Here is a 14,136-nt window from a genome sequence, read left to right as displayed (position 1 = left end):
GAGGGGAATATGATGAGCGATAAAATAAATTGGGGAATTTTGGGTACGGCGGAAATTGCCGAGACTCAAGTCATACCTGCGATCCAATCGGCTTCCAACGCCACCCTTGCAGCCATTGCGAGCGGGAGCGGGAAGGAGCGGGAGTTTGCCGCAAAGTACCGGATTCCTAAAGCTTATGGAACTTACGAGGAGCTGTTGGATGACCCGGACATCGACATGGTTTATATTCCTCTGCCGAACGGACTGCATTCGAAATGGGTGAAAGCTGCCGCGATTCGCGGCAAACATGTATTGTGCGAGAAACCGGCGGCATTAACCGCCCGGGAAACAAGCGAAATGATCGACGTATGCGAGCAGCATCATGTTCTTTTTATGGAAGCCTTGATGTATCAATTCCACCCGCAGCACCAGAGGGTCAAAGAGATGGTTCGATCCGGCGCCATCGGCGAGGTCGTCTTGATGCGTTCCTCCTTTACCTTTATGCTGAAAAAGCTCGAAGGCAACTTCCGTCTCCATCCTCAGAATGGCGGCGGAAGTATATACGATATCGGCTGCTATTGTATCCACGCGATTAGGGAAATCATGGGCGAGCCTGAAAGTGTCTCCAGCTGGGGCCGTATTTCAGCGTCCCACCAGGTTGATTTGTCAGCTATTGCCATACTTGACTTTGCGAACGGCACGAAATCCTATTTTGACTGCGGAATGAATATGTCCACGCGCCATGAGTATGAAATTGTAGGGACCCGGGGGACGATTCGCGTTCCGAAAGCTTTCATCCCGCAAGCGGACGGCGAAGGCCTTATCCAACTGACGGATCAGCAAGGGAACATGCAGGAGGAAAGACATTACGGCAACTACTATAAGCTCGGCGTGGAGCATCTTTCCAGCTGCCTTCTGGACCGGACCCAACCAAGATACGGTACGGAAGGCAGCATCCGTAACATGAAAGTGATCGATGCTTGTCTCGCCTCTATAGCCAGCCATAACCACGCTCCGGTAAGCATAAGATAAACATCGCGCCGTACGGGCGAATATACGTTAACAAGAAAGCGACCTTCAGCAGGGAAGGTCGCTTTTTTTCGTCACGGCTTGCGGAAACATCAGGTTTAACAGGGAAGCGAAGACGAGCAGAATCGCCGCCGTAAGAAAAGGCAGCGTGTAATTGCCGGTTTGCGTATACAGCCAGCCCGGGAAATAAGCTCCGAGGGCCGAACCGAACTGATGGCCCAAGGTGAGAAGACCGAGGACGAGCCCAAGCGAGTTCGTTTGAAACAGGTCCGCGGTCAAAAGTGTCGTTGGAGCAACCGTGGCGAAATCGACAAGTCCGAACAGAATGGAAAACACCAGCAGCCAAACTGGATCGAATGTCAGGAAGAGAATCGGCAGCGTGGCGGCGCGAATGAGATATAACACGGTTAAAATCATCGCAGGGTTCCAGCGGTCGGCTATTTTACCCGATAGCAGACATCCGACGATATTGAAAGCCGCCAGCACGCTGACCGCGGTTCCCGTTAAAGCCGTGGAGTATCCGGCGCCCCTGCAGTAAGCGATCAGGTGCGTATCCATCAGCCCGGTTGTGGTGTATCCGCAAATGAAGAAGGGAATGAACAGCAGCCAAAAGGAACGCAGCTTCAAGATGTGCAGGGTCGAAGCTTTCTTGGCAGGCTCAAGCCTACTTGGCGCTGGCTCTTCAGCCTGCACGCCCCCCAAGGGAAGCATGCCTTTCTCCGACGGTTTGGAACGATAGAAAGCGAGCAATACGGGACACAGGACGATCAGCATCAAGCCCATATAGACGGAGGTGCGCTCCCATCCGATCGAATGGATCAGAAGCAGGGAAGCGGGTGCGATGATCATCTGTCCGGCACCGAAGCCCGCCTCTAATATGCCGTAAGCGAGGCCGCGCTTGGCGGCAAACCATCGCGTAACCGCAACGGTCGCAACGACGCCGGACGCGCCGCCGAATCCGATGGACGCGGCAACGCCGTATACGAGGGCAAGCTCCCACAAGTCGCTTGTAAAGCCGACGGCGATCGTGCATAGGCCGGTAAATAACACGCTGAATGCAAACACGCGCGTAACCCCGAAGCGGTCCGTCAGTTTGCCGAAGATGGGGACGGTCACCCCGTAAACGATAAAGCTGACGGCGGAAACGAGAGAGATCGAATCGCGGCCTACGCCAAATGCCTGCTGCCAGGGCTCGACAAAGGCACCGAATGATAAACGGACTCCCTGGGCTCCCAATACGCCTGCGAACGACATGAAAAGAATGATCCACGCGTAATGAAATTTTGTCACACGAGCCGCCCCTCTTTCCTTACGCCATATACCCGAGATTTCTGGAAATTTCTTTGGCCGCCTTGATCACCTTGTTTTTGATGGTTGAATGCTGATGCTTTAGAATCCGGTGTTTCGGGCCTACCAAAGAGATCGCGGCGATCACCTTTCCCGTATAATCGCGGATCGGAGCCGCAAAGGAGACGACGTCCTGTAAAAACTCGCAATCGCTGTAGCAAAATTCCGCCTGTTTGATTTCCATCAGTTCCTTTTTCAAGATATCAGGATCGGTGATCGTATTAGGCGTATACGCCTTCAGTTCTTGCTGCAGCAGCTTCACGATAGCCACGCGGTCTAAAAAAGCGTACAAAAGTTTACCGGAGCTGGTGCAATGAACCGGGTTGCGGCGTCCGACATAAGACAGGATACGTACCGGATGGGAGCACTCGATTTGCTCGGTATAGACGACCTCCTGGTTTTCCAATACGGCAATATGGGCCGCTTCTCCGGTTTCATTCACCAGATTGCGGAGAATCGGACGGGCTTCCTTATTAACCTCCAGGTTTGCAATGACAATGCTGTTTAGCGTAAGGATCCGTAAGCCCAGCCTGTATTTCTGGGTTTCGGGGTCTTTGGTGACGAAGCCCTCGCTCGCCAGCGTGCTTAACAATCGGCTAACGGTGCTTTTTCCAAGCTGAAGCTCATTCGCTAAATCGATCACCCGTTTTTCAGGCTCCTCGTTCGTAAAGCTATTCAAGATCCGCAGCGAATTTTTGACGGATGAAAGCGTAGATTCCCCTGCTGGTTTGTCAGGCATACAAATCCCCCACATGGCCTCATTCGTTTGTTGTTGCCTATACAAGAATACGGCACGAATTTTTTTGAAAACAAGTATAGCATGAGCGGAACGGCGAAAGGAAGGAGAAAAAAATAATAAAGCTCGTTGCATATAGAGGAACGGCGATGTTGATTGCAGAACCGGAAGTGAGTAATATTGAATCATAACCATTGTAAGTGCTTTCATCAAGGTAAATTTAGGGAGGGATCATATGTCTTTGGAAATGGCTATGTTAGCCGCGCACGTTCCAAGCATTTGTCATGAACCCAATACGCCTGACTTCCAACAGGATTTGGTTAAGGGACTCAAGCAGATGCGGGACCGCATCAAGGAGCTTAAGACGGATGTAGTTGTGCTGATGTCTTGTCACTTTCCGGCAACCTTTCATCACTACGTGGATGCAACCCCGAGGCATTCCGGAATCTTGACGGCGATGGAGTGCCCGGATCTTATCTCGGATGTGCCGTATGACTATCCAGGCGATGAGGAGTTGGCGCGCAAGCTGGTGGCTGCGGGCAAAGCGGCCGGTATTCCCATTCTGGAGATCAACGATCCGACTTATGTTTGGGATTACGGTACGGTTGTTCCGCTTCGTTACATGGTTCCGAACCAGGACATCTCCGTCATCAGTTTATCGGTGTGCTTGGCTTCCAGCCTGGAAGAATCGTATCAATGGGGCCTTCAAATCGGCAAAGTGCTGAGGGAAAGCGAGAAACGGGCGGTGTTCGTCAGCAGCGGCGCCTTGTCCCACAACCTGGTCCGGGGCCGTGAGCATATGCCGACCCGGTCGGAACAGGCGATGGATAACCAATTCATCGGCTATTTAATGAATGGAGATTACACCGCTGCCCGCGAAATGTTGACCCAATACGCGCGAATCGCTGGTGTTGAATCGGGAGGCCGCCATTTGGCCGCTTTGCTGGGTGTGCTGGATGATAAGCAGCGCGCGGAGTTCTGGGGCTACGGCCAATCTTCCGGCAGCGCCAACGCCATTATTTCGTTCGTATCTTAAATTATATAGATAGATGAGGAGAATTCGACATGCAGCAAACCAAGGTGAAACCAATCGATTGTTTACATTTTATTAACGGCCAATTTGTACCTTCGCTTGACGGGAAAACGTTCGACAATATCAATCCGGCGACGGAAGAGAAGCTGGGGACCGTTGCGGAAGGTGGAGCGGCCGAAATCGAACTGGCGGTCCAAGCCGCCCGTAAGGCGCTGAACGGTCCTTGGAAGAAGATGACCGCGAATGAACGCATCGCCATCCTGCGCAAGGTAGGCGATCTGATTCTGGAGCGGAAAGAGGAGCTTTCCGTACTGGAATCGCTGGATACCGGCAAACCGACCTGGTTGTCCGGCAGCATCGACATTCCGCGGGCGGCGTATAACTTCCACTTCTTCTCGGATTATATCCGCACGATTACGAACGAAGCGACCCAAATGGACGATGTGGCGATCAACTATGCCATCCGCCGTCCGGTCGGGGTTATCGGGCTCATTAACCCGTGGAACCTGCCTCTTCTCTTGATGACTTGGAAGCTGGCCCCTGCGCTTGCTGCCGGTAACACGGTCGTCATGAAGCCGGCGGAGCTTACGCCGATGACGGCGACGGTAATGGCCGAAATTTGCCGCGATGCGGGCGTGCCGGACGGCGTCGTGAATCTGGTGCATGGCTTCGGCCCGAATTCGGCGGGCGCGGCCTTGACCGAGCATCCGGATGTGAATGCAATCAGCTTTACCGGAGAAACGACGACAGGGAAAATCATCATGGCTGCCGCAGCCAAATCGTTGAAACGGTTGTCCTACGAGCTCGGAGGCAAAAATCCGAATGTCATCTTCGCCGATTCCAATCTGGATGAAGTGATCGAGACGACGCTCAAATCGAGCTTTATCAACCAAGGCGAGGTATGTTTGTGCGGCTCCAGAATTTATGTTGAACGTTCCGCCTATGAAGCGTTCCTGGATAAATTCGTTGCCAAAACGAAGGAGCTGGTCGTCGGCGATCCGTTCGACGCGAAGACGAAAGTCGGCGCCTTGATCAGCGAAGAGCACTATGAGCGCGTGACCGGCTATATTAAACTGGCCGTCGAAGAAGGCGGCACGATCCTGCACGGCGGCAAACGTCCGGCAGGCTTGGAGAAAGGCTACTACCTGGAGCCGACGATCATTACCGGGCTCACTCGCGACTGCCGCGTCGTCAAAGAAGAAATTTTCGGACCGGTCGTTACGGTCATTCCGTTTGATACGGAAGAAGAAGTGCTCGAGCAAATTAACGATACGCATTACGGGCTCAGCGCCTCCGTATGGACGAACGATTTGCGCCGGGCGCACCGGGTGGCCGGTCAGATCGAAGCCGGTATCGTCTGGGTGAACACGTGGTTCCTCCGCGATCTTCGCACGCCGTTCGGCGGTATGAAGCAAAGCGGCATCGGGCGCGAGGGAGGCGTACACAGCTTCGAGTTCTACTCCGAGTTAACCAATATTTGCATCAAACTCTAATCAGACAGGTGGTACAATCGAATGGATGGCAAATGGATCAACTATGCAGATCATTTGGAGCAGGCGGTCCGGCAAGGCAAGGGCGTAGATCCGCTTACTTCATTAGACCCCGATCTGACCATACAAGACGCTTACCAGGTGCAGCTTATCAATATCGATAAGAAAGTGAAGGCAGGCAGCGTCATCGTAGGGAAGAAGATCGGTCTGACTTCCTTGGCGATGCAACAGCTGCTGAAGGTGGATCAGCCTGATTACGGACATTTGCTGGACGATATGGTTGTGGAGAACGGCGGAGTCATTCCGTTCTCCCGCTTGCTCCAGCCGAGAGTCGAGGCGGAAATCGCGTTTGTGCTGAAACAAGATTTGATCGGCCCGCACGTAACGGCGCTGGATGTGCTGCTCGCAACCGATTACGTGCTGCCTGCGCTTGAAATTGTCGACAGCCGGGTGGCCGATTGGAAGATCAAGCTCCAGGATACGGTTGCGGATAACGCATCCTCCGGACTTTATGTCCTTGGGGGCAAACCGGTCAAGCCGGATGCCGTCGATCTGACTCTCGTAGGTTCGGTGCTATATAAGAACGGCGAGATTATGAATACCGGCGTAGGCGCCGCGGCTCTCGGAGATCCTGCAGCGTGCGTGGCGTGGCTTGCCAACAAATTGTTCGAGTTCGGCATTACGCTGAAAGCCGGCGAAGTGATTTTGTCGGGCGCGTTGTCCGCAGCTGTTCATGCCAAGCCGGGAGATCATTTCCGCGCGCGGCTTGCCCACTTGGGCGAGGTCAGCGTAAGCTTCGAAGGTTAAAGCTATTTGGTTTCAGGACACATAATGAAGGGATGGTGCATGTCATGTCCAAGATAAAAGTCGCCGTGCTTGGTTCAGGCAACATCGGCACGGATTTAATGTATAAGCTTGAGCGGTCCGAAGTATTGGAAATGACGACGATGATCGGGATTGATCCGGCGTCGGATGGATTGGCTCGTGCGAAAGAACGGGGATACGTTGCCATTGAGAACGGTCTGCCGGGCTTTCTGGAAAGACCGGAGCTGGCGGATATCGTATTCGACGCCACTTCGGCTAAAGCCCACATTCGCCATGCGAAGGCGCTGCGAAACGCAGGGAAGCTGGCCATGGATTTGACGCCGGCCGCTGTAGGCGCGCTGGTCGTACCGACGGTCAACCTCAAGGAGCATATCGAAGCGGATAACGTCAATTTGGTCACCTGCGGCGGTCAAGCGACGATCCCGATCGTTCATGCTGTGAACCGGGTGTGTCCGGTGGAATATGCGGAAATTGTCGCGACCATTTCCAGCAAGAGCGCGGGTCCCGGCACCCGTGCCAACATCGACGAGTTTACGGAAACGACGGCCCACGGCATCGAAAGCATCGGTGGAGCGAAGAAGGGCAAGGCGATCATCATTCTGAACCCCGCCGAACCGCCGATTCTGATGCGCGATACCGTTTATGCCTTAGTCGACCCCGATAAGATGGACGAAGAGGCGATTAGCCGCTCGATCGAAGAGATGGTAGCCTCCATTCAATCGTACGTACCGGGGTACCGGCTTCGGACGGCTCCGATTTTTGACGGCAACAAAGTAACGGTGTTTCTCGAGGTGGAAGGGGCGGGCGACTACCTGCCTACCTATTCCGGCAATCTCGATATTATGACGGCAGCTGCGGTCAAAGTGGCGGAAGAAATCGCACGCCACCGTCTGGCCCAAACGACTAAGTAAGGAGGCGAGCTCGAAGATGACGACAGAACGCGATCTACTGATTACGGAAGTGGCCCTCCGCGACGGCAGCCATGCCATCGCCCATCAATATACGGTTGAGCAAGTCGCGAAGGTGGCCAAGGCGCTCGGCGAAGCGGGCGTCCCCTATATCGAAGTGTCCCACGGCGACGGCTTGGGCGGCTCTTCCCTGCAATACGGCTTGTCCCATACGAATGAAATGGAGCTTATTGAAGCGGCCGTCTCCGTCAGCGGCGACTCCAAAATCGCGGTGCTTGTATTACCGGGCATCGGTACGGTCCATGAATTGAAGGAAGCGGCCAAGCTTGGAGTCAAGATGGCCCGGATCGGAACGCATGTGACGGAAGCGGACGTTGCGGCGCAGCATCTGTCCAAGGCTAAAGAGCTGGGACTGGAAACGGTTGGCTTCCTGATGATGTCGCATATGGCGCCGGTCGACAAGCTTGTCGAGCAAGCCAAATTAATGGAAAGCTACGGTGCGGATGCGGTATACATGTTCGATTCCGCAGGGGCCTTGCTCCCGCATCAGGTCAAGGAAAGAGTTCGCGCGCTTCGTCAAAACCTGCAGGTGGACGTCGGCTTTCACGGCCATAACAATTTGTCTCTGGCCATGGCCAACACGCTGGCTGCGATCGAAGAAGGGGCCAAACGCATCGACGGCAGCATCCGCTGCCTGGGAGCCGGCGCAGGCAATACGCAAACGGAAGTGCTGATTGCCGTGCTTGAGCATATGGGCATCCGGACCGGGATCGATCTCTATAAAATTATGGACGTCGCAGAAGAAGTGATTGCGCCGATTTTGCAGGTTCCTCAAGAAATTACCCGCGATAATCTGGTGCTTGGCTACGCGGGCGTATACTCGAGCTTCCTGCTTCACGCACAGCGCGCGGCTAAACGGTTCAACATCGACTCGCGGGATGTGTTAATTGAATTGGGCAAGCGTAAAGTCGTTGGCGGTCAAGAAGATATGATCGTGGATGTGGCCGCAGAGCTAGCCAAACAACGCAACTAAACAAATTCGGGAGGACGAAGATGGATAAGACTGTTATCAAAGACCTCGCCCGCTTCCTGATTAATGCGGAAGTGGAGAAGAAAGAGGTGCTCAAGCTAACGAACGAGCATCCCGATTTGACCGTTGAAGCCGGTTATGCCATTCAAGAGCAATTGGTGCATATGAAGCTGGAAGAAGGCTACCGCATCGTAGGTCCGAAGATGGGGTTAACCAGCCAAGCGAAGATGAAGCAAATGAATGTGAACGAGCCTATTTACGGATATATTTTCGATTATATGGTAGTGAACGGTCAGGAGCTTGCCATAAGCGATCTCATTCACCCGAAGGTGGAGGCGGAGATTGCTTTCGTACTGGGCAAAGATATCGAGGGCCCCGGCATTACGGGAGCTCAAGTGCTCGCGGCTACGGACTACGTGCTGCCTGCGCTCGAGATCATCGACAGCCGTTACCAAAACTTCCAGTTTACGCTTCCCGATGTCATTGCAGACAACGCTTCTTCGTCCAGAGTTTTCTTTGGCAGCACGATTAAGCGTCCCGACAATCTGGAGCTGGACTTACTCGGTGTTACGTTGAGCATTAACGGACAAATCAAGGATCTTGGCGCAGGAGCCGCTGTCGTCGGGCATCCGGCGAACTCCGTCGCGATGCTGGCCAATATGCTCGCAAGAAAAGGGCTGAAGCTGAAAGCCGGACAAATTATTTTGAGCGGCGGAATAACGGGCGCCGTCATGCTGAATGTGGGCGATTCCGTTTCGGCCAAGTTCGATGGACTGGGTACCGTCGATTTTATTGTAAAAGAATAGCAAAGGAATGATCAGATATGCCGATTATTAACATTCAGATTCTGGAAGGCCGTCCGCCTGAAAAAGTGAAAAGCCTGATTGCCCGCGTGACCGATACGGTTTCCGAAGAGCTGGATGCCCCGAAAGAAAATATCCGGGTGCTCGTCACGGAAGTTCCGAAGACGCACTGGGGTATCGCCGGGGTTCCGGTATCGGAGAGACGGAAGTAAAACGTATCCATCAGCTTACCTGGAGGTCTTGAAGATGTACGATGTTCATACGCATTTTATCCCTCCCGACGTGCTGCGGTGGCTGCAAGAGAACAAGGCTTCGGTTAACGCCAGCTGGGTCAAGAAGGACCCGAACAAAGCCGAGTTCCTGAGCGTCAACGGAAACTGGGAATTCGAGCTGAAGGAAGCGTTCGTGAATCCGCTTCTATATTTGGAAGAGCAGGGGAAGCAAGGGGTTGTCCACTCCTTGGTTTCCCCGATCCCCCAGCTGTTTCTGTATGATTTCCCAGCGGACATCACCAAGGAGCTGGCTGCCGTTTATAACGATAGCTTGGCGGAGTGGGCGCGGAGCCATCCGGGCCGACTATCTGGACTGGCTACGCTGCCGATGAACGATCCGGAGGCGGCTGCCCGGGAATTGGAGCGGGCCATGGACGGCGGACTTCAGGGAGCCATCCTGGCCTCCTCCTGGTCCGGCCACCTGTTAAGCGAAGAGCGCTTCACTCCTTTCTGGGAAGCGGCCAACCGGCGGAAAGCCGTCGTATTCGTTCATCCCTTGTTGTGCACCGATCCGCGATTAAGCAAACGGATGATGCCCAACCTGATCGGCGTACCGTGGGAAACGACCGTTAGCGCCACGGACCTGCTGCTGAGCGGGACGCTTGAACGTTACCCGGACGCCAAAGTACTGCTTGCGCACGGCGGAGGCTTTCTTCCTTACCAAATCGGAAGGCTGGCCAAAGGGTATGAGAAGTGGGGCGGGGCATTCGCCCACCTGCAGCAATCGCCGCAGGAGCAGATCCGGCGATTCTGGTATGATACGGTGCTCTGGAATCCCGATGGATTGAACTACTTGGTGGAATTGGTCGGAGAGGATCGGGTTGTGCCGGGCACGGATTATCCGTTCGACTTATGTGAGTGGCCTCCGGCAATCAACGGAGCGAAAGGTTTTCAATCCCTGATGAACAAATAATAACCGCTATCAAGGAGCAACAGGAGGTATTTATGCGTACTCAGGTTGGCATTATCGGAGCCGGTCCTGCCGGGCTGTTGCTCTCCCATCTGCTGTATTTGCAAGGCATCGAGTCCGTTATTATCGAGAGCCGGACCCGCGAGGAGATCGAGGGAACGATCCGTGCAGGCGTGCTCGAACAAGGTACAGTGGATCTGATGAATCAGATGGGCGTAGGCGTAAGAATGATGAAAGAAGGGCATTTTCACGAAGGATTTGAGCTGCGGTTCAACGGAACCGGGCATCGGGTCAATGTTCACGAGCTCACCGGGGGCAAGTATGTCACGGTTTATGCGCAGCACGAGGTCATTAAAGATTTGGTTGCGGCACGGCTTCAAGCAGGGGGCCAAATTTACTTCAATGTCGGAGACGTAAGTCTTCACGATGTGGATACAAGCGCGCCCAAAATACGATTCCGCCCGAATAAGGACGGCGAACTGCAAGAGATCGCATGCGATTATATTGCCGGCTGCGACGGGTTTCACGGCCCGAGCCGTCCGGCGATCCCGCAATCGGTCCGCAAGGAATATCAGAAGATCTATCCGTTCAGTTGGTTGGGCGTCCTTGTGGAAGCGCCTCCATCGTCGCATGAGCTCATCTATGCGAACCATGAACAGGGCTTTGCGCTGGTCAGCACCCGTTCCCCGCAAATTCAGCGGCTGTATCTTCAAGTCGACGCCAAAGACCATATCGACAACTGGTCCGACGACCGGATTTGGTCGGAGCTGCACACAAGGCTTGAGACGAAGGACGGGTTTAAGCTCATCGAAGGTCCGATTTTTCAAAAAGGCATCGTTTCGATGCGCAGCTTCGTTTGCGACCCGATGCAGTACGGAAGACTGTTCTTGGCCGGCGATGCCGCTCATATCGTGCCGCCGACAGGGGCTAAGGGGCTGAATCTCGCAGCGGCAGACGTGCAAGTGCTGGCGCGGGGGCTTGAAGCGTTTTACAAGGCTGGAAAGACGGATATCCTCAATCGGTATACGGAAATTTGCTTGCGGCGCATCTGGAAGGCGGAGCGCTTCTCTTGGTTCATGACCACGATGCTGCACCGGGACATGGGACATACACCATTCGAACGAGGTATTCAATTGGCCGAGCTGGATTACGTCACGTCTTCGCGTGCCGCATCGACCAGTCTCGCGGAAAATTATATCGGACTGCCTATGGAGTTTTAACGGGAGTCGCTTGAGCGTCCTTGATCTGGTCTACAAGATCAAGGCTGCTTTAGTTTGTGGACGTTACCCAATACAGAATAAAGGAGCTCCGACCGATGTCTGCACCGAAAATAAAATTCAGGGATATGCATGTTCCTGCAGATCAAAAAAGTCCGGAGGGCATGCAGATCGTATATGGCGATCAAAATGACGGCTATGCGTGTGTATATTTGCCCGATATCGAGTATGCTCAATACGAAGACCGCTCCTTAAAGATAAATATCGTCATGCCTTCCCGAGCAAAGGGGCCTTATCCGTTACTGGTGTATGTACAAGGATCGGGCTGGCTTCCTCAAAGTCTGTATATGGCTATTCCTCAATTGTCCGACTTCGCCCATCACGGGTATGTTGTGGCGAGTGTCGAATACCGGCATTCCCTCGAAGCAACGTTTCCTGCACAAATTCAAGACGTTAAGACCGCCATCCGCTATTTGAGGGCCAATGCCGACAAGTATCAGATTGACCCTGCACGGGTTGCCGTATGGGGAGATTCGTCGGGCGGACATCTATCCGCTTTAGTCGGCGTAAGCGAAGGTTTTGCGGAGTTCGAATCGGACCGGTATACGGAGCAGTCCAGCGGAGTGAAAGCCGTCGTCGATTTCTACGGCCCTACGGATTTGCTGCAAATGAACAAGTATCCTTCCAAAGTGGACCATGATGCCGGGGACTCGCCTGAATCCTTGCTCATCGGCGGTCCTATTCAGGAGCATCCGGACAAAGTTTCGAGAGCGAATCCGATCACCTATATTTCCAGGGAAAAAGCGTTGCCGCCGTTCCTGATCATGCACGGAGACCAGGATGAGCTGGTTCCGTTTAATCAAAGCGTATTGCTGTACGAAGCGTTGAAAGAAGCGGGACAAGACGTCACGTTCTACAAAGTGAAAGGCGCCGGGCACGGCATCCGCTTCTGGACGCCTGACGTCCTAGAGATCGTCCGAAAATTTTTGACGGCATATGTATAACGAGAAAAGTATGCAGCTTCCATTTTCGTACGAGGTTGCTTGAAAGATAACGTATAGAAAGAGGTTTCCGTCATGAAAATGTTCGTCGTTTTTTTGCCGATGCTTGATGCAGAAAAAAGCCAGGTGCATAGAAATGAGCATTTGGCCTACCTTGCAGAGCAGCGTGCACAGGGGCACATATTCGCCAATGGCCGGTTTGCCGATGGCTGGGGAGGTATGGTCATTTATAAAGCCGAGGCGATAGAAGACGTGCGGACGTGGGCCGAGAACGATCCCTATGTGCGTTCCGGCGCACGCTCCTATGAAGTTCACGAGTGGGATATGGTGCAGTAGAAGTGAGCTGATGGTTGGGATAAAAAACATACGGGTGTTTCAACAGCAGGCCTGAATCTTATGATTCAGGCTTTTTTTTGTAGATTGCGCGCCTACCCAACCGGAATGCGGGAAAGTTGGAAGACCGTTCAGCAGGGAATTGCCATACGGACATGGAATAATTATGCGAGTGAGGGATCGTTCCTATTTGGCATTCGACCGAAAAGAGAGCTTAAAATGTTTATTAAACATTCGTCTAAAAAACGTAATATATGAGAATTAGGGAGCATATCCAAGATTTACTCCTATTTTCCGCATATATACGCGTGGTTTGGTTGATTTTCAGTTGTTGAATGTAAACGGTTAATTGTGTATATTATGTATTGTAGACGATTGAAATAAAAACATAATATTAAGAGGAGGCTATACCCTATGGCAACTGAAACGAAACAAGAAAGCTTGCTGACGCTAAAGAAGGAAGACGGCATCGCCGAAATTCATCTTCATATCAACAAAACGAACTCCTACAGCCTTGAGTTTTACAAAGCGCTTAACGCGGCTATCGACGATATCCGTTTCGATCCGAGCATCAAGGTTGCCGTCTTGATGAGCGACGTGCCGAATTTTTTCTCTGCGGGTGCGGACATTAACTTCCTGAAGGCGGCGGACCCGAAATTCAAAACGCAATTCTGTTTGTTCTGCAACGAAACATTGGATAAAATCGCGCGCTCGCCGCAAGTGTTCATCGCTTGTCTGGAAGGGCATACCGTTGGCGGCGGATTGGAGATGGCTCTCGGCTGCGACCTCCGGTTTATGGGCGACAAATCGGGTAAAATCGGATTGCCTGAAGTTACGCTGGGCGTTCTTGCCGGCACGGGCGGCACCCAACGTTTGGCCCGTCTGATCGGCCCTTCCCGCGCGCTTGATTTGAATATATCCGCCGATCTGCTGACGCCGCAGGAGGCGCTTGAGATCGGCTTGGTTAACAAAGTGTTCCCTCAGGAGCAAGCAAGGGAGCTGACGCTGGAATACGCCCGGAAGCTGGCGAACAGCGCCTCCTATGCCGTATCCAATATTAAGCTGTCGATTCAGAACGGCATCGAAATGCCGCTGAACGTTGCCATTCGTTACGAGGGCGAGCTGCAAAACCTGCTGTTCCGTTCGGAAGACGCCAAAGAAGGCTTGAGCGCATTCCTTGAGAAGCGTCAACCGAACTGGAAGGGACAATAACAGAGCCTATC

Annotated in this window: 15 protein-coding genes; 13 read left to right on the top strand and 2 right to left on the bottom strand. The window is 53.2% G+C overall.

Annotation, left to right across the window (positions count from 1 at the left end):
• The coding region (locus PVA01S_RS11055) for a Gfo/Idh/MocA family protein (protein WP_307720678.1) at window positions 1–1,011 on the top strand (1,011 nt) is incomplete at its 5' end.
• Window positions 1,012–1,056: 45 nt separating this feature from the next.
• Here PVA01S_RS11055 and PVA01S_RS11050 read toward each other — a convergent pair.
• Complete coding sequence (locus PVA01S_RS11050) at window positions 1,057–2,298, bottom strand: MFS transporter (RefSeq protein ID WP_236595839.1); 1,242 nt, start codon at window positions 2,296–2,298, stop codon at window positions 1,057–1,059.
• A gap of 19 nt (window positions 2,299–2,317) precedes the next feature.
• On the bottom strand, window positions 2,318–3,094 hold the full coding sequence (locus tag PVA01S_RS11045) for an IclR family transcriptional regulator (protein WP_127607568.1): 777 nt from the start codon (window positions 3,092–3,094) through the stop codon (window positions 2,318–2,320).
• Between the two features lie 232 nt (window positions 3,095–3,326).
• Between PVA01S_RS11045 and PVA01S_RS11040 the strand changes: the two genes are divergently transcribed.
• From PVA01S_RS11040 to PVA01S_RS10985, 12 genes are all read left to right on the top strand, one after another.
• Window positions 3,327–4,127, top strand: coding sequence for a DODA-type extradiol aromatic ring-opening family dioxygenase (locus PVA01S_RS11040; protein WP_054795660.1), 801 nt, complete (start codon window positions 3,327–3,329; stop codon window positions 4,125–4,127).
• Between the two features lie 29 nt (window positions 4,128–4,156).
• Complete coding sequence (locus PVA01S_RS11035; RefSeq protein ID WP_054795661.1) at window positions 4,157–5,617, top strand: aldehyde dehydrogenase; 1,461 nt, start codon at window positions 4,157–4,159, stop codon at window positions 5,615–5,617.
• A gap of 21 nt (window positions 5,618–5,638) precedes the next feature.
• Window positions 5,639–6,421 carry a 2-keto-4-pentenoate hydratase gene (locus PVA01S_RS11030; RefSeq protein ID WP_127607566.1) on the top strand — a complete coding sequence of 261 codons (783 nt, stop codon included), beginning with the start codon at window positions 5,639–5,641 and terminating at the stop codon, window positions 6,419–6,421.
• 44 nt (window positions 6,422–6,465) lie between these two features.
• Window positions 6,466–7,350 carry an acetaldehyde dehydrogenase (acetylating) gene (locus PVA01S_RS11025; protein WP_054799046.1) on the top strand — a complete coding sequence of 295 codons (885 nt, stop codon included), beginning with the start codon at window positions 6,466–6,468 and terminating at the stop codon, window positions 7,348–7,350.
• A gap of 16 nt (window positions 7,351–7,366) precedes the next feature.
• Entirely contained in the window at window positions 7,367–8,380 is a 1,014-nt protein-coding gene (gene dmpG, locus PVA01S_RS11020; protein WP_054795663.1) for a 4-hydroxy-2-oxovalerate aldolase, read from the top strand.
• 20 nt (window positions 8,381–8,400) lie between these two features.
• Complete coding sequence (locus PVA01S_RS11015) at window positions 8,401–9,183, top strand: 2-keto-4-pentenoate hydratase (RefSeq protein WP_127607564.1); 783 nt, start codon at window positions 8,401–8,403, stop codon at window positions 9,181–9,183.
• A 17-nt stretch (window positions 9,184–9,200) separates the two neighbouring features.
• Entirely contained in the window at window positions 9,201–9,392 is a 192-nt protein-coding gene (locus PVA01S_RS11010) for a 4-oxalocrotonate tautomerase (RefSeq protein WP_127607562.1), read from the top strand.
• A gap of 34 nt (window positions 9,393–9,426) precedes the next feature.
• On the top strand, window positions 9,427–10,365 hold the full coding sequence (locus PVA01S_RS11005) for an amidohydrolase family protein (protein WP_127607560.1): 939 nt from the start codon (window positions 9,427–9,429) through the stop codon (window positions 10,363–10,365).
• A gap of 32 nt (window positions 10,366–10,397) precedes the next feature.
• Window positions 10,398–11,582, top strand: coding sequence for a 4-hydroxybenzoate 3-monooxygenase (pobA, locus tag PVA01S_RS11000; RefSeq protein ID WP_054799010.1), 1,185 nt, complete (start codon window positions 10,398–10,400; stop codon window positions 11,580–11,582).
• Window positions 11,583–11,677: 95 nt separating this feature from the next.
• Entirely contained in the window at window positions 11,678–12,583 is a 906-nt protein-coding gene (locus PVA01S_RS10995) for an alpha/beta hydrolase (RefSeq protein ID WP_127607559.1), read from the top strand.
• A 72-nt stretch (window positions 12,584–12,655) separates the two neighbouring features.
• On the top strand, window positions 12,656–12,916 hold the full coding sequence (locus tag PVA01S_RS10990) for a YciI family protein (RefSeq protein WP_127607557.1): 261 nt from the start codon (window positions 12,656–12,658) through the stop codon (window positions 12,914–12,916).
• Between the two features lie 411 nt (window positions 12,917–13,327).
• Window positions 13,328–14,125: an enoyl-CoA hydratase/isomerase family protein gene (locus PVA01S_RS10985; protein ID WP_127607555.1), complete on the top strand. Its 798-nt coding sequence runs from the start codon at window positions 13,328–13,330 to the stop codon at window positions 14,123–14,125.
• Window positions 14,126–14,136: the final 11 nt, after the last annotated feature.

Source organism: Paenibacillus validus NBRC 15382 (assembly GCF_004000985.1).
GTDB lineage: Bacteria > Bacillota > Bacilli > Paenibacillales > NBRC-103111 > Paenibacillus_G > Paenibacillus_G validus.
Note: the sequence above shows the minus strand (reverse complement) of the source record. Positions and strands in the feature narration are given on the sequence as shown.